Below are 18,981 nucleotides of genomic sequence, written 5' to 3' on the forward strand. Positions count from 1 at the left end.
CCGCGGACCGTCTCCGCTGAGGTCGTGTGCCCCCGCGGATGACCGTTCCGACGTCGTTTCTGACAACCGTCCACGCTCAGGAGGTGTTCCGGGGCCCCTGCCTGTACGCGCAGAGCGAAATTCGACCGGCACCGGAACGGCCGGTCGAGTGGACCGGAGGCGGCAACCGATGCGTCCGCCGGGTCGTCCACAGCCTGTGGATGAAGTCTCCACCGCCTGTGGACAACCGTCCCCGGCGGGGTTTTCTTCCCGGCCGCCGCGACCGAGGGCGGCACTGTGGGCCGGACCGGACATCGGGCACAGGGCGACAGGATCGGGATGCAGTGGCGCAACCGTGACAGCGGACCGGAAACGGCGACGCCGGCCCGGAGTCGCACTCCGGTCCGGCGTCGCGTCGCCCGTGACGAGGGTGGGGTCAGTGCCCCGCCTTCGCGTGGTACTCGTCCACGATCTCCTGCGGGATCCGGCCCCGGTCGGAGATGTCCTTGCCGGCCTTCTTGGCCCATTCGCGGATGGCCCGGTTCTGCTCGCGGTCGGCGGTCGCGCCGCCCCGGCCACGAGCGGCCCGGCCACCCACGACCACACCCCCGCGACCGACCTTCGTTCCGTTCGCGATGTACGGCGCGAATACGTCACGCAATTTGCCGGCGTTGGATGCGGAGAGGTCGATCTCGTACTGCACACCGTCGAGCGCGAACTTGACGGTCTCGTCAGCGTCCCCGCCGTCCAGGTCATCGACCAGCTTGTGAATGATCTGCTTGGCCACGTCCCACATTCCTTTCGAGCAGGGTTGTACTCCTGCAATACTCCGAGCACAATAACCCGTCCGGCGCTTGTTCCGTCAATAGGATCGGGTAACGAGCCGGAGAAGGCTCGCGGGCGAGCGCCTACTCGGGCCGGACCAACGGGAACAGGATCGTTTCCCGAATTCCGAGCCCCGTCAGTGCCATCAGCAGCCGGTCGATTCCCATTCCCATGCCACCGGACGGCGGCATTCCATACTCCATCGCTCGGAGAAAATCCTCGTCCAGCCGCATCGCCTCGTCGTCGCCGCGCGCCGCGAGCTGCGCCTGGGCCATCAGCCGATCCCGCTGCACGACCGGGTCGACCAGCTCCGAGTACGCGGTGCCCAGCTCGAATCCGAGCACGTAGAGGTCCCACTTCTCGGCCAGGCCCGGCTCGCTGCGGTGAGCCCGGGTCAGCGGGCTGGTCTCCTCCGGGTAGTCCATGACGAACGTCGGCGCCTGAAGCGACGGCACGACCAGTTCCTCGAACAACTCCTCGGCCAGCTTGCCCGGTCCCCACTTCGGGTCGACGGAGAGACCGACCTTGTCCGCGTACTCGACCAGGCGTGCCCTTTCGGTGCGGACGGTGACCTCCTCACCGAGCGCTTCGGAAAGAACACCGAACAGCGACACCGACCGCCACTCGCCGCCCAGATCGAACTCACGCCCGTCGGCGTGCGTCACCACCGTCGAGCCGGCGACCGCCACTGCGGCCTGCTGTACGAGATTTCGGGTCAGCTCCGCCATCGTGTGGTAGTCGCCGTACGCCTGGTACGCCTCCAGCATCGCGAACTCGGGCGAGTGCGAAGAGTCGATGCCCTCATTACGGAAGTTGCGGTTGATCTCGAAGACGCGGTCGACGCCACCGACCACCGCGCGCTTGAGAAACAGTTCCGGCGCGATTCGCAGATACAGATCCGTGTCGAGCGCATTGCTGTGGGTCACGAATGGGCGTGCCGCCGCGCCGCCGTGCAGCAGTTGCAGCATCGGCGTCTCGACCTCGATGAAGTCCTGCCCGTGCAGGGTGTCGCGCAGACTGCGGACGGCGGTGGCCCGGGTACGGACCATCTGCCGGGCCTGCGGCCGAACCACCAGGTCCACGTAGCGCTGGCGGACCCGGGACTCCTCGCTGAGCGGCTTGTGCGCCACCGGCAGCGGGCGCAGCGCCTTGGCGGTCACCGCCCACTCCTCGGCGAGAACGGACAACTCGCCGCGCCGGCTGGTGATCACCTCGCCGGTCACGCCGACGTGGTCGCCCAGGTCGACCAGGCGCTTCCAGTCCCCCAGCCGCTCGGCACCGACCCGGTCCAGCGACAGCATCGCCTGGACCTCGGTGCCGTCACCGTCCCGCAGCGTCGCGAAGCAGAGCTTGCCGGTGTTGCGGATGAAGATCACCCGGCCGGTGACCGAGACCCGGTCGCCGGTGGCGGTGTCGATGGGCAGGTCGCCGTAGCGCTCGCGCAGCCGCGCGAGCGTGGTGGTGCGCGGGAAACCCACCGGGTACGGCTCGACGCCTTCGGCGAGCATCCGGTCCCGCTTCTCCCGGCGGACCTTCATCTGCTCCGGAAGGTCGTCGGCGGGGTCTGTTGGCAGGGCGTTCTGCTCGGTCACGGCACGCTTCCTCAAGCCTTGGGAACATCGGCGGGGTCAGCACATGAGCGTACTCAAGCGCCGTGGCGGCCGTTACGGGATAACCTGCCCGCCATGACCGACCCCACTGCGGCCCTCTCGTTCGGCGCGGCCGCGGCCGACTACGACCGGTTCCGTCCCCGCTATCCGGAGGCGGCGCTGCGCTGGGCGCTGGACGGCTTGGACGCCGCCCGGGTGGTCGATCTCGGCGCGGGCACCGGCATCCTCACCCGCGGGCTCCTGGCGCTGACCGGGCCGGTGGCTCAGGTCGTACCCGTGGAACCTGATCCGGGGATGCGGGCGCAACTGGCCGCCGCGACGCCGGGTGCGACGGCGCTGGCCGGCAGCGCCGAGGCGGTGCCGCTGCCGGACGGGTCGGCGGACGCGGTGCTGGTCGGGCAGGCCTACCACTGGTTCGACAGGGAGCCGGCGCACGCCGAGGTGGCCCGCGTGCTGCGCCCGGGCGGCACGTTCGCGCCGGTCTGGAACATCCGCGACGAGCGGGTCGGCTGGGTGACGGAGCTGACCCGGATCGCCCACCTCGGCGACAACGCGGGCGACGTGACCCAGCGGTACGCGGACTTCGGCCCCGCCTTCACCGACGTCGAGGTCGGCGAGTTCGCGCACGCCACCACGCTGACGCCGGACGAGGTGGTGGGCATGCTGCACACCCGCTCGTTCTGGCTGACCGCCGACGCGGACGAGCGGCGACGGGTCGACGCGGAGCTGGCGGAGCTGTTCGCCTCCCACCCCGACCTGGCCGGGCGGGAGACCGTCGAGCTGCCCTACCGCACGTTCGTGCTCCGCGCCCGCCGCCGCTGACCTCAGACGTTGCGGTCGTAGACCATCCGCAGGCCGATCAGCGTGATCATCGGCTCGTGGTGGGTGATGGTGTGGCACTCGCCGAGCACCAGCGAGGCCAGGCCGCCGGTGGCGATGACCGCCTTCACGCCGCCCAGCTCCTCGGACATCCGCTCGACGATCCGGTCCACCTGCCCGGCGAAGCCGAAGTACAGCCCGGCCTGGAGGCACTCGACGGTGTTCTTGCCGATCACCGAGCGCGGGCGGGTCGCCTCCACCTTGCGCAGCTGGGCGGCGCGGGCGGCCAGCGCGTCGAAGGAGATCTCGATCCCGGGCGCGAACGCGCCGCCGAGGAACTCCCCCCGGCTGCTGACCAGGTCGAAGTTGGTGGTGGTGCCGAAGTCCACGACGATCGACGGCCCGCCGTAGAGCGTGTACGCGGCCAGCGTGTTCACCACCCGGTCCGCGCCCACCTCCTTCGGGTTGTCGATGGCGAGCTGCACACCCGTCCGGACGCCCGGCTCGACGATCACGCTGGGCAGGTCGGCGTAGTACCTGTCGAGCATGGTGCGCAGCGAGCGCAGCGCGGCCGGCACTGTCGAGCAGGCGGCCACACCGGTGATCTCCACGGCGTCCCCGGCGAGCAGTCCGCGGAACATCAGACCCAGCTCGTCCGCTGTGGAACGGGCGTCGGTCTTGATCCGCCACGAATGCACCAGCTTGTCGCCGTCGAAGGTCGCCAGCACGGTGTTCGTGTTTCCGATGTCGATGCAGAGCAGCACAGCGGCAGCCTAGACGTCACGCAGGTCGAGGGCGATGTCCAGGATCGGCGAGGAGTGGGTGAGCGCGCCGACGGAGAGGAAGTCGACGCCCGTCGCGCCGTACTCGGCGGCCATCGGCAGCGTCAGCCCGCCGGTGGCCTCCAGCTCCGCCCGGTCGCCCACCGACGCCACCACCTCGCGCAACTGCGCCGGGGTCATGTTGTCCAGCAGCAGGAACCGGGCGCCCGCCTCGACCGCCTCCACCGCCTCGGCCGGCGTGTCCACCTCGACCTGCACCGCGACGTCGGGGAACGCCTCCCGGACCCGCCGGAACGCGGCAGCGATCCCGCCCGCCGCGACCTTGTGGTTGTCCTTGATCATGGCGACGTCGTACAGGCCCATCCGCTTGTTGGTGCCGCCACCGGCCCGGACCGCGTACTTCTCCAGCGCCCGCAGGCCCGGCGTGGTCTTGCGGGTGTCCAGCACCATCGCCTTCGTGCCGGCCAGCGCGTCGGCCCAGGCCCGGGTGTGCGTCGCCACCCCGGACATGCGGGACAGCAGGTTCAGCGCCGTCCGCTCGGCGGTCAGCAGCAGCCGGGTCGGCCCGGTCACGGTGGCCAGCACGTCGCCGCGCGCCACCCGCTGCCCGTCGCGAGCCACGAGCGAGACCTCGACCGTACGCCCCGCGCCGGTCACCTCGCCGACCAGCTCGAACACGGCGGCGGCGACGGGCAGCCCGGCCACCACGCCGTCGGCGCGCGCCACCAGGTCGGCCGTGTCGTGCTGGTCGTCCGGGATGGTGGCCACGCTCGTCACGTCGAGGAAGTCGGGTCCCAGATCCTCGTGCAGCGTGTCGACGATGACGTGCCGGACCCGCTCCGGGTCCAGGCCGCCGTCCCGCAGCGCCCGCTCCGTCGGCTCCCTCATGAGTTCTCCTCCCAGCGCTCGGCCACCCGGCCGTCCGTGCCCACCTCGGCCACCAGGTGGCCCAGCCACCGCTCGTCGGCCGTCGGGAAGTCCTCCCGCCAGTGGCAGCCCCGCGTCTCCTGGCGTGCGTACGCGGCCGCGACCAGCGTCGACGCCACAGTCAGCAGGTTCGTCGCCTCCCAGTCGGCGGTACGCGGCACGCCCCGGCCCGCGCCCAGCCCGGTGAGCGTGGCAGCGGTGGCTGCCAGCGTGTCCGCCGAGCGGAGCACACCGGCGCCCCGCGTCATCGCCCGTTGCAGCTCCGCCGTGCCGGACGCCGGCACCAGCGCGCCAGCACCGCCCACCCAGGCGCCGGTCTCCGCCGGGCGGGCCTGCTCGGGCAGCCCGGCGGCGATGTCCTCGGCGATCCGGCGGGAGAAGACCAGCCCTTCCAGCAGCGAGTTGCTGGCGAGCCGGTTCGCGCCGTGCACGCCGGTGCAGGCGACCTCGCCGCACGCGTACAGGCCGGGGATGGAGGTACGGCCACGCAGGTCCGTCCGGACGCCGCCGGAGGCGTAGTGCGCGGCCGGCGCGACCGGGATCAGGTCGGTCGCCGGGTCCACGCCGATGGCCAGGCAGGACGCCACGATGGTGGGGAACCGCCGGGCAAGGAAGTCGCCGCCCAGGTGCCGGGCGTCCAGGAACACGTGGTCCGCGCCGGACGCGAGCAGCACCCGGTGGATGCCCTTCGCGACCACGTCCCGCGGCGCCAGCTCGGCCAGTTCGTGCTGGCCGACCATGAACCGCTTGCCGTCGCCGTCGACCAGGTGGGCGCCCTCGCCGCGCAGCGCCTCGGAGACCAGCGGCTGCTGGGCCAGCCCCGCGCCCGGGCCGCCCGAGGGCACGATCAGCGCGGTCGGGTGGAACTGGACGAACTCCACGTCGGTGACTGCGGCGCCCGCGCGCAACGCCAGCGCCACGCCGTCCCCGGTGGAGACCGCCGGGTTCGTGGTGGCGGCGAAGACCTGGCCCATGCCGCCGGTGGCCAGCACCACCGCGCGGCCGAGGATCGCGCCGACGCCGTCCTCGCTGCCCTCGCCGAGCACGTGCAGCGTGATGCCGCAGGCCGGGCCGAGCCCGCCCGGCCCGTCGCCGGGAGCGCGCAGCAGGTCCAGCACCAGCGCGTGCTCGACCAGCCGGATCCACGGGTCGCGGCGGACCGCGTCGTGCAGCGCCCGCTGCACCTCCGCGCCGGTGGCGTCGCCGCCCGCGTGCACGATCCGGTCGGCCCGGTGGCCGCCCTCCCGGGTCAGCATCAGCGAGCCGTCCGGGTTGCGGTCGAACTCCGCCCCGATCCGCATCAGCTCGCGCAGGCGGGTCGGGCCCTCGGCCACCAGTGCGCGGACCGCCGCCGGGTCGCACAGGCCGACGCCGGCGACCTCCGTGTCGTACGCGTGCGCGTCCGGCGTGTCCGCCGGGTCCAGGACGGCGGCGATCCCGCCCTGTGCCCAGCGGGTCGAGCCCTCGTCCATGTCGACCTTGGTGACCACCGTGACGTGCAGGCCGGCCTCGCGCAGGTGCAGCGCGGCGGTCAGCCCGGCCACGCCGGAGCCGACCACGATCACGTCTGTCGTCTCCACCCAGCCGGGGGCGGGCGCGGCGAGCAGCCGGGGCAGCGCCGGCAGGTCGACGGTCGGTAGGTACATGAGCACAGTCAACCCGAAGCGCACTCGGCTCGGGCGCGGGGGGCGTGACGAGTGCGGTCCGCTACCTCGTCCGGCGTGGGAGGCCGGCCGGTCCGGCGCCCTTCAGTGAGGTGGTCACCGTCCGGTCGCTGAGCCACAGGTAGCAGCGCACACCCCGGTCGCCGACCGCCCAGCGACCGGCGGCGGGCGGACGGACCACCACGTCGCTGCGGTAGCGCAGCAGCCCGTCGGCGGGCACCCCGGCGTACCGGGCGATCACGCCGAAGCAGCCGTCGTAGAGCGGCACCCAGTCCTCCGGCTTCTTCGGGTACGGGCGGTCCGGCGCGGCCCACACGCCCACGAACTCGGCGTCGTGCGCGACGGCGCAGTCGACCGGGTTGAGCCGCTCCACGCGGTTCGTGTCCCGCACCGAGCGCTGGCAGCCCAGCCGCAGCGGGGAGGGCGCCTTGAGCGCGTCGCGCAGGCTGCCCGTCCGGGTGACCACGGTGGCCGCCGCCTCGACCGTGGTCAGCTCGGTCAGGTCGCACCGGTACCAGCGGGAGCCCGCCGTCCAGCCGGTGCCCGTCGGCACCGCCACCGCCAGCCGGAGCCGCCCGGCGCGCCAGTCGTCACCCACGTACCCGGCGGCCCGCTTGTCGCAGTCGGCGAATGCGGTACGCAGCTCGGGCGAGGCGAGCGGCGGCGGGGTGGGCCGGTCGGCGGTGAACGCCCCGACGTGCACGGTCTCCACCCGGTGCGGCAGCTCGCAACCGACCGGCGCGTACGCGGCCAGGCCGACGCTCGGGGTGAAGTCGGCGACCTGGCAGACCCCGGCCGCCGGAGTGAACGGCCCGGGTGCGGCCATCGCAGCCCAGTCGTCGGTGAGGTCGCCGTCCAGCCCGCCGGTGCCGGCGCAGCCGGTCAGGGCGGCGCTCGCGACCATCGCGGCGACCAGGAAGCTCATCGCACGGCGCATCGCGGCCTCCCCCAGCCGACGACCGTCGATCCCCGACGGTCCGCCCAGGGTAGCCGAAAATGACCTTCCGGTGACAGACCGCGTTCCCCGCCCGTCCGCCCCGTCGATCGTGCACTAACCGCCCCGGCAAAGCACCCGAACAGGGCGGCGGAAGGGCCGCAACTGCAAGATCAACGAGGAGAGGCGGCGAGGGGGTTGGGGACGGGGGCGCCTGCGGTGCCGGGGGCCGCCGTCGTCGGGTCGGCCGAGAGGTCGACGACCTTGTTGTCGGCGTCGACGTGCACCACGCGGGGGCGGTACGCGCGAGCCTCGGCGTCGTCCATCTGCCCGTACGAGATCAGGATGACCAGGTCGCCGGGGTGCACCAGGTGCGCGGCGGCGCCGTTGATGCCGATCACCCCGCTGCCCCGCTGCCCCGGGATCACGTACGTCTCCAGCCGGGCGCCGTTGGTGATGTCCACGATCGCGACCTGCTCGCCGGGGATCAGGTCTGCCGCGTCGAGCAGGTCCTCGTCCACAGTCACCGAGCCGACGTAGTGCAGGTCGGCCTGGGTCACGGTGGCCCGATGGATCTTCGACTTGAGCATTGTCCGCAGCATCGGGGTGCCTTTCCGCATTCGTGGTGGGGTTCAGGGACGCGGCGCGAGGTGGATCGCCGTGTTGTCGATCAGGCGGGTGGCGCCGACCCAGGCCGCGATCAGCAGCCGGGCCGGGCCGGCCACCGGGCCGGGTTCCAGCTCGGTGTCGGTGAGCACCAGATAGTCCAGGCGGGCGTCCGGCGCGTCGAAGGCCCGGTGCGCGGCGGCCAGCACCGCGCCCGCGTCCTCACCCCGCTCGGCCGCCGTCGCGCCGGCCCGCAACGCGGCGGACAGGCTCAGCGCGGTCTCCCGCTCGGCCGCCGACAGGTACCGGTTGCGGCTGGACATGGCCAGCCCGTCCGGTTCCCGTACGGTCGGCACGCCGACGATCTCGGTCGGCACGTCGAGGTCGCGGACCATCCGGCGGACCAGGGTGAGCTGCTGGTAGTCCTTCTCGCCGAAGAAGGCCAGGTCGGGGCGGGTGAGCTGGAGCAGCTTCATCACCACGGTGAGCACGCCGTGGAAGAAGCCGGGACGGCTCAGGCCCTCCAGGTCCTCGCCGAGCGGACCCGGGTCGAGCCGCACCGTCGGGCGGCCCTCCGGGTACATCTCGGTCACCGAGGGCGCGAACACCACGTCCACCCCGGCCCGGCGGCAGATCTCCAGGTCGGAGTCGAGCGTGCGCGGGTAGCGGTCGAAGTCCTCGTTCGGGCCGAACTGCAGCGGGTTCACGAAGATCGTGACGATGACGTGGCCGGCGCGCTCGCGGGCGGCCCGCAGCAGCGCCTCGTGCCCGGCGTGCAGCGCGCCCATGGTCATCACCACGCCGACCGGGCCGGCCATCGCCTCGCGGGCCGCCGCCAGTTCCTTGCGCGTGTGCAGCACCTCGGCCATCAGGCCGCCACCTCGATTCCGTCGAGCACGTTGCGCAGCGCGGCCGCGTCCGCCGGGCGAAGGCGGCCGACCGCGACGGCACGGTCCGCCGTCCGTCGTGCCAACGCCAGATACGCGGGTACGGATTCCGGCGCGGTCCGCGCCAGCCGGTCCAGATGCCGGCTTACGGTGCCCGCGTCGCCGCGCGACACCGGGCCGGTGAGCGCGTCGTCGCCCAGCCGCAGCGCGTTCTCCAGGGCGGCCCGCAGCAGCGGGGCGAGCACCTTCTCCGGCCGCTCCACCCCGGCGTCGCGCAGCCGGTCGGCCGCCTCGTTGACGAGCGTCACCAGGTGGTTCGCGCCGTGTGCGAGCGCCGCGTGGTAGAGCGGCCGGTCGTTCTCACCGACCCACTCCGGTACGCCGCCCAGGTCGGCCACCAGCCGGGCCGCGAACGGGCGCAGCTCGGCCGGGGCGGTCACCCCGTAGGAGATGCCGGGCAGGCGGGACAGGTCGTCCGGCGTACCGGTGAAGGTCATCGCCGGGTGCAGCGCGAGCGGCCGGGCGCCCGCCTCGACGGCCGGGGCCAGCGCGGCGAGCCCGTGCGCGCCGGACGTGTGCGCCACCACCTGGCCGGGGCGCAGCCCGCCGCTCGCGGCCAGGTCCGCGACCACGCCGGCCAGCGCGTCGTCCGGGACCGCGACGATCAGCAGGTCGGCGGCGGCGCGCGCCACGGCGGACGCGGAGCGGTGCGGGGTCTGCGGCAGCAGCAGCGCCATCCGGGCCCGTGTCGCGCCCGAGGCGCCGGATGCGGCGACGACCCGGTGACCGGCGGCGGCGAGGGCCGCGCCCAGCACGGCGCCGACCCGGCCGGCGCCGAGGACGCCGACGGCGAGGGTACGCGGGAAGACGAGCGGGGCAGCGGTGGCCCGGGGGCGCAGCGGTGCGCTCATGGCAGCGATCCAGTCCTCGAAGGGGGTACCGGTCGATGGCAAGTATGCGCCCGGGTGACAGACCCGAAACAAGAAGGTGTGAAAACCTTCACCGACCGCCGGAAGCGGCTGCTGCGGTGGCGGGCAAACCGCCCGTTCGGGTACGTCCCGTAGGGTCGGCCGGTGACCTCCCCGCTGCGCTGGCGCGACGCGATGGAGCGGGCGCTGTACGGGCCGGACGGCTTCTTCGTCTCCGGTGCCGGGCCCGCCGCGCACTTCCGCACGAGCGTGCACGCCTCGCCCGTCTTCACCGCCTGCGTGCTGCGGCAGCTCGAGACGGTGGACGCGGCGCTGGGGCACCCGGACCGGCTGGACGTGGTGGACGTGGGCGCGGGCCGGGGCGAACTGCTCCGGGCGCTGCTGGCGCAGGCCGCACCCGAGCTGGCCGCCCGGATCAGGCCGGTGGCCGTGGAACGAGCCGCCCGCCCGCCGGGCCTGCCCCCGGAGATCGACTGGCAGGCCGACATCCCCGACGGAATAACCGGCCTGCTCCTGGCCACCGAGTGGCTGGACAACGTCCCCCTGGACGTGGCGGTGCACACCCCGGCAGGCTGGCGCCTCCTCCTGGTGAACCCCACCACCGGCGAGGAGACCCCGGGCCCGGCCCCGGCCCCCACCGACACCACCTGGCTGACCGCCTGGTGGCCCCCGCCCCTCACCCCCACCCCCACTCCCTCCCCGGTGATCAAGGAGTTTGCGGCGGCGGAGGGCCCGGATCCGGACACGAACTCCTTGATCAACGCCGTCGGCGAGGGCGGGGGTGAGGTCGGAGGGCGGGCGGAGATCGGGGTGGGACGGGATCTGGCCTGGGCGGAGGCGGTGGGGAAGGTCGCGCGGGGGCTGGCGCTTGCGGTGGACTACGGGCATCTGCGGGACTCGCGTCCCCTGGACGGGACGTTGACCGGGTATCGGGGTGGGCGGCAGGTGCCGCCGGTCCCGGACGGCTCCTGCGACGTGACGGCGCACGTCGCCATGGACTCGGTCGCCTCCGCCGGTGAGCGGGTCGCGCGGTGCGCGTACTCCCTGGTCTCTCAGCGGGAGGCGCTGCGGGCGCTCGGGGCCGACGGCGGGCGACCGCCGCTGAGCCTGGCCGGTCGCGACCCGGCCGGCTACCTGCGGGCGCTGGCCGCGGCGTCGGCGGCGGCCGAGCTGACCGACCCGGCCGGGCTCGGCGGGCACCTGTGGCTGCGGCAGCCGGTCGGCGTCGCGCTCGACGTGGTCGTGGCACGATGACGGGCATGACCACGGACGCCGCCGACCTCCGCGAGCTGACAGTCGGTACCGGCGCCGGGGGTGAGCAGCTCGGCACCGACATGGTGCTCAACATCGGGCCGCAACACCCCTCGACGCACGGGGTGCTGCGGCTGAAGCTGGTGCTCGACGGGGAGCGGGTGGTCGCGGCCGAGCCGATCGTCGGGTACATGCACCGGGGGGCGGAGAAGCTCTTCGAGGTACGCGACTACCGGCAGATCATCGTGCTGGCGAACCGGCACGACTGGCTGTCGGCGTTCTCCAACGAGCTGGGCGTGGTGCTCGCCGTCGAGCGGCTGATGGGCATGGAGGTGCCGGAACGCGCCACCTGGCTGCGGATGGCGCTGGCCGAGCTGAACCGGGTGCTCAACCACCTGATGTTCCTCGGCTCGTACCCGCTGGAGATCGGCGCGATCACGCCGATGTTCTACGCGTTCCGGGAACGGGAGACCATCCAGGCGGTGATGGAGGAGGTCTCCGGCGGCCGGATCCACTACATGTTCAACCGGGTCGGCGGCCTGAAGGAGGAGGTGCCGGCGGGCTGGACCGGGCGCGCCCGCGCCGCCATCGCCGAGGTACGCCGCCGCATGCCCGACCTGGACAACCTGATCCGGCGCAACGAGATCTTCCTGGCCCGTACCGTCGGGGTCGGTGTGCTGTCCGCCGCCGACGCCGCCGCGTTCGGCGCGTCCGGGCCGGTCGCCCGGGCGTCCGGGCTCGACCTCGACCTGCGCCGCGACGAGCCGTACCTGGCCTACGACCAGCTCGACGTGCCCGTGGTGACGAAGACCGCCGGTGACTGCCACGCCCGCTTCGAGGTGCTGCTCGACCAGGTGTACGTCTCACTCGACCTCGCCGAGCAGTGCCTGGACCGGGTGGACCGGATCAGCGGGCCGGTGAACACGCGGCTGCCCAAGGTGCTGAAGGCACCCGAGGGGCACACGTACGCCTGGACCGAGAACCCGCTCGGCATCAACGGCTACTACCTGGTGTCCCGGGGCGAGAAGACGCCGTGGCGGATGAAGTTGCGCACCGCCTCGTACGCGAACGTGCAGGCGCTGTCGTCGCTGCTTCCCGGCTGCCTGGTGCCGGACCTGATCGCCATCCTCGGCTCGATGTTCTTCGTGGTGGGCGACATCGACAAGTAGTCGGCGGGATCAGCGCCGACGGTCGGCGGGATCAGCGCCAGCGGTCGGCGGTGTCCCGGTACGGCTGGCCGTGTGCACCGTGCTCCGGGCTGCGCCACTCCGGTTCCGCCGGCCGCCATTCCGGCTCGGGCCGCCGCCACTGCGACTCGGGCTGCCGCGCTTCCGGCTGACGCCATTCCGGCTCGACCTGGTGCGTTCGCCACTCCGGCTCGGCCTGGTGCCGGTCCGGTTCCGGCTGATTCCACTCCGGTTCGGGTCGGCGCCACTCCGGCGGCGGCTGACGCCACTCCGGCTGGCCGCTGCGCTGCGTCGGCGGCCGCCACTCGTCCGGCACCGGCACCCCGCCGGCCGGCAGCGCCGGGTGGCTCTCCCCGGACCAGCGGTCGCCGGTTCCGTCCGGCCCGCTCGCGTCCGGCCCGCTGCCGCGCACCGACGCCCACCGGTCCTCGACCCGGTACTCGGTGCCGCCGCCGTCGGCGTGCATTGCGGCCCGCCGTTCCCCGAGCCGGATCTCCCGGCCCGCGCCGTCGTCGCGGACCGCCGCCCACCGATTGCCGGTACGCATCTCGGACCACTGGTCGCCGTCGGCGCCTGCCCGGTCGGCCGGTTCGCCCGCCGTCGGCACCGGCCAGGTGCTCGCCGCCCGGCCGGCCCGATCGTCACTCCCGCCGGGCCACTGCCGCTGCTCCTCCGCCGCCGCGCGGCCCTTGTCGCTCGACCATCCGCCCCCGGCGGTACGTCCCGACCGGCTCGGTTCCCCGGCTGACGGCCCGGACCAGGCCGATTCCCCGGCGGTACGCCCGGCCCAGCCCTGCTCCCCACCGGCGGCCCGGCCGACACCCGCCCACGGATGCTCGGCGCCCGGACGTCCGGGGTCGCTCCACGAGTGCCCGTCGTCGCCGGCACCGGCGCCCCAGCCACCGTCGTCCGGTCCGGCCCGACGGACTGCCCGGTCGTCCCGGCCCGGTTCGCGATGGCCCGCGCGCCACTGGTCGGCCGGGTCCGTGCCCCGGGACCGGTCCTCGTCCGACCAGCCGCCGGGGAATCCGCCGTACCGGCTTCCGGCCGGCTCACCACCGCCGACGATGGTGTGCCGGGTGGTGACGTGCACCGTCTCGGTGTGGTGGACCACGCCGACCGGGCGGCTCTCCGGCCTAGGCGCCGGCTCGGACATCCGCGCCGCGCCGTACACCCCGCTCGCCTGCCGCTCCGGCCGTGCGGTGGCCCGTGCCGGCTCGGCGTCGTGCCGACCGGCACGCGCCGGTTCGGCGTCGTAGTGGCCGGTCCGGGGTGCGTCGGGTTCGTAGTGGCCCGCCCGGGGCGAGTCGGCGTCGTAGTGGCCGGTCCGGGACGGCTCGGCCCCGTATCGGCCCGTCCGGGACGGTTCGGCGTCGTGGTGGCCGGTCCGAGGCGGGACCGCGTCGTAGGACGAATCGGCGTCGTGGTCGGTTCCGTAGCGGCCGCCGGAGTACGCCGGCCGGGCTGGTTCGTCGTCGTCCCGGCCGGCCGGGTGTGCCCGGCCGACGTCGGGCGTGCCGGTGACCGGCACCCTCGCCGCACCGCTCGGGCGCTCCGGCGCCGGCGCGGAGGGGGACGCCGAGGCGGACACGGGCGCGGAGGCCAGCCCGGCGGCGGCCGCGTCGAGCCGGTGCCGTACCGCGCCGGCCACCTCCTCGGCCCGCCGTGCCTGGTCGAGCGCCTGGTTGCCGCGCTGGGCGGCGGCCACGATCTCGGCCCGCAACTCCCGCCGGAGCTGCGCCAACTCCTCGCGCATCTCCTCGGACGCCGCGCCCCCGGAACCGCTGTCCGGCCGCAGCGCGATGGACAGACCGATGAGCACGACCGCGAGGATCGCCAGGACCGCGCCGAACCGGAGCGAGCCGTTGCCGTCGGCGATCAGCAGGATGAGCGCGGCCAGGGGCGCCAGCCCCACACCGACCCAGAACAGGACGGTGAGCAGGGTGGGCGTGCTCTTGTCGGCGGGCGCGACCGAGGCTGGCATGGCTGAGCAGAGTACCGAGAGTTCCACCGGAGGGGAACGGGTCGGCACCACTCGATGAGCGGCCCGCCGAACGGGCTACCCGTGCCGCCGGCCGGCACGCGTGGCGCCGGCCGGCGGTGCCGCGTCAGCTCGTGGCCAGCGCCGCGTCGGAGGAGAAGACCAGGCCGACGCTCGCCGAGCCGGTCTTCAGCGCGTTCTTGGTCTGCGGGCCGCCCGCGTCCAGCGAGCTGAACGAGCCGGCCTTGAAGTCGTACACCTCGACCAGACCGGCCTGGCACTTCGGCCGCTGCGGGCACTCCGGCGGCCCGGCCAGCACGGTGGCCTGGCCGGAGCACTTGGCGGCCAGCTCGGAGAGCGTGGACACGCCGTACTTGTCGGCGAACGCCTTGGTGACGGCGAACGCGTTCTGGTCCTGCGCCTGGGACGGCTGGCCGAAGACCAGGCCGGCCTTGTCACCCTCGGTCTTCAGCGCCGCGACGGTCTTGTCCAGCTCTGGGGAGGAGACGGGCTGGGCGTCCTTGCCGTTGGCCTTGGTGTTGAGGAACTCCGCCATGGTGGCGGCGTACTCCGGGACGACCTGGATCTGGCCCTTCTCCAGGGCCGGCGCGTAGAGCTCCCGGTTGCCGATGGTCTGCACCTTGACCTGGTAGCCGGCCGCGGTGAGCGCGATCTTGTAGAGCTCGGCGATGGTCTGGCTCTCGCTGAAGTTGCCGGCGCCGACCGTGATCTGACCGCCCGGGCCCTTCTCGATCCCGTCGGTCACGCCGTTTGCGGAGGCGAACTCCTGCGCCGCGACCTGGGGCGTCTTGCGGTCGACGTCGACCGCCCGGTTGAGCTGGATCAGCTTCGGGGTGTCGAGCTTCGCGGAGACCTTGTCCAGCGCGGCGACGAGCTGCGGCGTGGCCGCGTTCGCGTTGATCGCCGGGATGACGTTGTCGGTGTTCTGGAGCTTCTTGTCGTCGGTCAGGACGACGAGCTGGTCACCGGCCACCGGAGCACAGCCCGCCCCCGAGGCGCCCTGCTCGGGCGCGTCGGTGCCGGACGAGCCGGCGTCGCCGCAGCCGGTGAGGAGAACAGCCGCGGTGAGTGCGCCGAGCGCCCCCGCGGCCAGTGTCGTACGCGCGCGCATCAGTGCCCGCCTTCCGTGTCCCGGCGCGACCCCCTCGGGCCGGCCGCGTGTCCGACGGGCGATCCGGACGGCCACCCGCGACTCCAGCCAATATCCTCCGGACCCGACCGACAAACTCGGAGCGGTTTTCGTCATCCGATCGTCACCGACGGCTCAGTTGCCGGTCGTCGCCGCCGTCGCGCGGCGGTTCGCCCGCGTGCGTTCCCGGCGCAGCGGGCGGGGCGTGAGCACCCGCTCCACCAGCGCTAGCACCCCCTCGACGAGCAGCGCCAACCCGGCCACCAGGACCCCGCCGGCGATGATCTGGCCGCCGCCGGCGGCGATGTCGAGCCCGAACCCGGCCCGGATGATCTGGCCCAGCCCACCGCCGTTGACGAACGAGGCGAGCGCGGCGGTGGCCACCACCTGCACCGCCGCGGTGCGGAAGCCGGCCGCCAGGTACGGCACCGCGAGCGGCAGCTCCACCCGGCGCAGCACCTGCCCGCCGGACAGACCCATGCCCCGGGCCGCGTCCCGGGCCTCCGGGTCGGCCTGCCGCACCCCGGTGAACGCGTTCGCCAGCAGCGGCGGAATCGCGAAGACCGCGAGCGCCACCACCACGGCCGGCCGGCCGAAGCCGAGGAACGTCAGCGGGAGGATGGTCAGCAGCGCCAGCGTCGGGATCGCCAGTGTGACGTTGGAGACCAGCAGGACCAGCCCACCGCCCCGGCCACTGTGCCCGAGCCAGAGCCCGATCGGCCAGGCCACCAGGCAGCCCAGCAGCACCGCCAGCGCGGACATGCTCAGGTGCTCGCCGAGGCGGTCCAGCACGCCGCCGGGGTTGGTCCAGTTCAGCGGGTCGTTCAGCCAGACCACTGCCTGCTCGACGGGGTTCACCGGGCGGACCTCCCGCGCAGCCAGGGGGTGAGCAGGCGGCCCACACCCGCCAGCACCAGGTCGAGCACCAGCGCCAGCAGCACGCACAGCACCGTGCCGGCCATGATCTGCGCCTTGTAGAAGTTGTTCTGGAAGCCCGCGAAGATGAGCTGCCCGAGCCCGCCCCGACCGACCACCACTCCGACGGTGACGAGCGCGACAGTGGACACGGTCGCCAGCCGTACGCCGGTGAGGATGCCGGGCAGCGCCAGCGGCAGCTCGATCCGGAACAGCCGGCCCCACCTGCCGTACCCCATGCCCTCGGCTGCCTCGCGGACCTCGGGCGGCACCTGGTTCAGCCCGGCCAGCGCGTTGCGCACGATCACCAGCAGCGCGTACAGGGCGACGACGGTGAGCACGGTGATCGCGCCGATGCCCAGGTACGGCGCGAGGAACGCGAACAACGCCAGCGACGGGACGGTGTAGAGCACCCCGGTCACCGCCAGGATCGGCGCCGACAGCGACCGGAACCAGTACGCGAGCACCGCGAGCGGCAGCGCCACCAGCGCGGCGATCACCACGGCGCGGGCGGTCAGCCAGGTGTGCTCCCGCAGCGCGGCGAGGATCGTGTCAGAGTTGTCCCGCACGTACTGCCAGGAGAACCACGGATTACCCAGGTCGGCCCGGTAGCTCAGGTGGAGGGACACACGTGGACGGTACCCCGGGAAGCACCGCCGGAGGCGGCGCGGCGTCGATCACGCTGGAGCGCATCCGCAAGCGCTACCCGGACGGCACCGAGGCGGTACGCGAGCTGAGCCTGGAGGTCGCGGCCGGCGAACTGGTGGTGCTGATCGGCCCGTCCGGCTGCGGCAAGTCGACGGTGCTGCGCATGATCAACCGGCTGATCGAGCCGACCGACGGGCGGATCCTGCTCGGCGACGACGACGTCACCCGGGTCGACCCGGTGGCGCTGCGCCGCCGCATCGGATACGTCATCCAGAACGTCGGCCTGTTCCCGCACCAGACCGTCGCCGCGAACGTGGCGACCGTGCCGGGGCTGCTGGGCTGGCCGAAGCAGCGGACCCGGGACCGCGTCGGCGAGCTGCTGGAACTCGTCGGTCTGGACCCGGCCCAGTTCGGCAGGCGGTACCCGCACGAGCTGTCCGGCGGGCAGCGGCAGCGGGTCGGCGTGGCCCGGGCGCTCGCCGCCGACCCGGTGGTGCTGCTGATGGACGAGCCGTTCTCGGCGGTGGACCCGATCGTCCGGACCCGTCTGCAGGAGGAGTTCCTGCGCCTGCAGGCGGAGGTACGCAAGACGATCGTGCTGGTCACCCACGACCTCGACGAGGCGGTCCGGCTGGGCGACCGGATCGCCGTGCTGTCCGAGGGCGGCCGGCTCGAGCAGTACGACACACCCGCAGCGCTGCTCGGCTCGCCCGCCTCGGACTTCGTCCGCGAGTTCGTCGGCGCCGACCGGGGCATCCGGCGGCTCGCGGTGACGCCGGTGACCCGCGCGGTGCTCGACCCGCTCCCGGCCGACGGCGGCACCGGCCTGCCCACTGTGGCGCTCGGCGACTCGGCGTACGACGCGCTCGGCGCGCTGCTCACCTCCGGCGCCGAGCACGCGGTGGTGACCGAGGAGGGCCGGGCGGTGGGGCTGCTCACCCGCACCCGGGTGCTGGCGCTGGGTGCTGTGGACTGAGGTCAGGCCCGGCCGCCGAGGCTGGCCAGTCCGACGATCCAGCCGGCGAAGAAGCCGTACGTGACGCCGGTGCTGGCGGCCTGGAACGCGGCGAACAGCGAGCCGTGCGGGCCGAGGAGCGTCGCGAGCAGGGCACTGAGCCCGCCCGCGAGCGCGTACGCGCCCCAGCCGGAGAGGAACTGGCTGCCCGAGGACGTCACCCGGTCGACCTGCGGGCCGGGCAGCAGGTACAGGAGTGCCGCCGCCAGCACGAGCAGCAGGATCGCCCGCAGGTTGGTGGCGAACACGCCCTCGTCGGCCTGCCACCGCCAGGACGGCCAGGCGAGCAGCCGCAGGAACCAGCCACCCGCGCCGGTCGGGTCGGTGCCGCGTTGCGCCCAGTCCACGTACATCGGACTGCCGCCGACGGCGACGAGCAGGAACGCGGCGAGCGTGCCGGTGCCGGCGGCCGTGCCGTACCGGGGGGCGGTGCGGGGGCGGTTGCTCAGAGCCATGCGGCGGTCAGTTCCCGGCCGGTCCCGCCGGGCAAACCTGCGCAACCGCTCGGCCGCCGTCGGCCGACGGGCAGTCATCGACCTCAGTGCTTCATCAGGTAGTCGATGAAGGCGGCGCGCAGCAGCGGCGCGGACTCGTCGTAGCCGTGCCCGGTCAGCTCACGCCAGAGCGCGTTCGCCTCGTCGATGGTCGGGCCGATCGAGTTCGGCGCGCCGTCCAGCGCGGCGGCCTCGTCGGCGTTGGGCAGGTGCCGCAGGACCGACCAGAAGAAGCCCACGTCGCGGCGGTCGCGCGCCAGGTTGAACGCCTGCTCGCGCAGCTCCTCGGTGGAGAGCTTGTCGAGCTCGTCGAAGGTGCGGCCGCCGGGGGCAGGAGTATCGGTCATGCCGCCGAGCCTAACCGGAGAGATCAGTCCG

General features: G+C 73.6%; 19 protein-coding genes. 4 read left to right on the top strand and 15 right to left on the bottom strand.

Annotated features, from left to right (window positions below):
- Window positions 1–415 precede the first annotated feature (415 nt).
- Both CLT75_RS22415 and lysS read right to left on the bottom strand, forming a co-directional pair.
- Window positions 416–766 (bottom strand): histone-like nucleoid-structuring protein Lsr2, encoded by a 351-nt coding sequence (locus CLT75_RS22415; RefSeq protein WP_013288952.1) that lies wholly within the window; start codon window positions 764–766, stop codon window positions 416–418.
- Window positions 767–887: 121 nt separating this feature from the next.
- Complete coding sequence (lysS, locus tag CLT75_RS22420) at window positions 888–2,396, bottom strand: lysine--tRNA ligase (protein ID WP_135242329.1); 1,509 nt, start codon at window positions 2,394–2,396, stop codon at window positions 888–890.
- 93 nt (window positions 2,397–2,489) lie between these two features.
- Here lysS and CLT75_RS22425 point away from each other — a divergent pair, with 93 nt between their 5' ends.
- Complete coding sequence (locus CLT75_RS22425; RefSeq protein ID WP_135242330.1) at window positions 2,490–3,236, top strand: class I SAM-dependent methyltransferase; 747 nt, start codon at window positions 2,490–2,492, stop codon at window positions 3,234–3,236.
- A gap of 2 nt (window positions 3,237–3,238) precedes the next feature.
- On the opposite strand, the gene CLT75_RS22430 is transcribed toward CLT75_RS22425, so the two are convergent.
- The 7 genes from CLT75_RS22430 to CLT75_RS22460 all read right to left on the bottom strand — a co-directional run bounded on the left by CLT75_RS22430 (window position 3,239) and on the right by CLT75_RS22460 (window position 9,944).
- Window positions 3,239–3,997, bottom strand: coding sequence for a type III pantothenate kinase (locus CLT75_RS22430; protein ID WP_013288955.1), 759 nt, complete (start codon window positions 3,995–3,997; stop codon window positions 3,239–3,241).
- 9 nt (window positions 3,998–4,006) lie between these two features.
- Complete coding sequence (gene nadC / locus CLT75_RS22435; protein ID WP_135242331.1) at window positions 4,007–4,903, bottom strand: carboxylating nicotinate-nucleotide diphosphorylase; 897 nt, start codon at window positions 4,901–4,903, stop codon at window positions 4,007–4,009.
- The gene (locus CLT75_RS22440) at window positions 4,900–6,588 is read right to left on the bottom strand and encodes an L-aspartate oxidase (protein WP_135242332.1); all 1,689 of its coding nucleotides are present in this window, start codon (window positions 6,586–6,588) and stop codon (window positions 4,900–4,902) included. The genes nadC and CLT75_RS22440 overlap by 4 nt, the downstream gene beginning before the upstream one ends.
- A 61-nt stretch (window positions 6,589–6,649) precedes the next feature.
- Window positions 6,650–7,543, bottom strand: coding sequence for a septum formation family protein (locus tag CLT75_RS22445; protein ID WP_135242333.1), 894 nt, complete (start codon window positions 7,541–7,543; stop codon window positions 6,650–6,652).
- 170 nt (window positions 7,544–7,713) lie between these two features.
- Window positions 7,714–8,142: an aspartate 1-decarboxylase gene (panD, locus tag CLT75_RS22450; protein ID WP_135242334.1), complete on the bottom strand. Its 429-nt coding sequence runs from the start codon at window positions 8,140–8,142 to the stop codon at window positions 7,714–7,716.
- A 30-nt stretch (window positions 8,143–8,172) separates the two neighbouring features.
- Window positions 8,173–9,015 (bottom strand): pantoate--beta-alanine ligase, encoded by an 843-nt coding sequence (gene panC / locus CLT75_RS22455; protein WP_135242335.1) that lies wholly within the window; start codon window positions 9,013–9,015, stop codon window positions 8,173–8,175.
- Window positions 9,015–9,944 (bottom strand): Rossmann-like and DUF2520 domain-containing protein, encoded by a 930-nt coding sequence (locus tag CLT75_RS22460; protein WP_135242336.1) that lies wholly within the window; start codon window positions 9,942–9,944, stop codon window positions 9,015–9,017. The genes panC and CLT75_RS22460 overlap by 1 nt, the downstream gene beginning before the upstream one ends.
- Before the next feature lie 192 nt (window positions 9,945–10,136).
- Between CLT75_RS22460 and CLT75_RS22465 the strand changes: the two genes are divergently transcribed.
- Both CLT75_RS22465 and CLT75_RS22470 read left to right on the top strand, forming a co-directional pair.
- Window positions 10,137–11,216: an SAM-dependent methyltransferase gene (locus tag CLT75_RS22465; protein WP_209310478.1), complete on the top strand. Its 1,080-nt coding sequence runs from the start codon at window positions 10,137–10,139 to the stop codon at window positions 11,214–11,216.
- On the top strand, window positions 11,213–12,382 hold the full coding sequence (locus CLT75_RS22470) for an NADH-quinone oxidoreductase subunit D (protein WP_205775963.1): 1,170 nt from the start codon (window positions 11,213–11,215) through the stop codon (window positions 12,380–12,382). The genes CLT75_RS22465 and CLT75_RS22470 overlap by 4 nt, the downstream gene beginning before the upstream one ends.
- A 31-nt stretch (window positions 12,383–12,413) precedes the next feature.
- On the opposite strand, the gene CLT75_RS22475 is transcribed toward CLT75_RS22470, so the two are convergent.
- The 4 genes from CLT75_RS22475 to CLT75_RS22490 form a co-directional block, all read right to left on the bottom strand.
- A complete protein-coding gene (locus CLT75_RS22475) occupies window positions 12,414–14,384 on the bottom strand; it encodes a hypothetical protein (RefSeq protein ID WP_135242338.1) in 1,971 nt (656 codons plus the stop codon).
- Window positions 14,385–14,508: 124 nt separating this feature from the next.
- A complete protein-coding gene (locus tag CLT75_RS22480) occupies window positions 14,509–15,513 on the bottom strand; it encodes a glycine betaine ABC transporter substrate-binding protein (RefSeq protein ID WP_135242339.1) in 1,005 nt (334 codons plus the stop codon).
- Between the two features lie 153 nt (window positions 15,514–15,666).
- Entirely contained in the window at window positions 15,667–16,389 is a 723-nt protein-coding gene (locus CLT75_RS22485) for an ABC transporter permease (RefSeq protein WP_135242340.1), read from the bottom strand.
- On the bottom strand, window positions 16,386–17,075 hold the full coding sequence (locus CLT75_RS22490; RefSeq protein ID WP_135242341.1) for an ABC transporter permease: 690 nt from the start codon (window positions 17,073–17,075) through the stop codon (window positions 16,386–16,388). Before CLT75_RS22490 ends, CLT75_RS22485 begins: the two co-directional genes overlap by 4 nt.
- A gap of 2 nt (window positions 17,076–17,077) precedes the next feature.
- On the opposite strand from CLT75_RS22490, the gene CLT75_RS22495 reads away from it, so the two are divergent.
- Complete coding sequence (locus CLT75_RS22495; RefSeq protein WP_135242342.1) at window positions 17,078–18,070, top strand: ATP-binding cassette domain-containing protein; 993 nt, start codon at window positions 17,078–17,080, stop codon at window positions 18,068–18,070.
- A gap of 2 nt (window positions 18,071–18,072) precedes the next feature.
- Here the strand turns inward: CLT75_RS22495 and CLT75_RS22500 are convergent, their stop codons facing one another.
- Window positions 18,073–18,564: a hypothetical protein gene (locus CLT75_RS22500; RefSeq protein WP_135242343.1), complete on the bottom strand. Its 492-nt coding sequence runs from the start codon at window positions 18,562–18,564 to the stop codon at window positions 18,073–18,075.
- Window positions 18,565–18,647: 83 nt separating this feature from the next.
- Window positions 18,648–18,950 (bottom strand): hypothetical protein, encoded by a 303-nt coding sequence (locus tag CLT75_RS22505; RefSeq protein ID WP_135242344.1) that lies wholly within the window; start codon window positions 18,948–18,950, stop codon window positions 18,648–18,650.
- Window positions 18,951–18,981: the final 31 nt, after the last annotated feature.

This window comes from Micromonospora sp. CNZ285 (genome assembly GCF_004637285.1).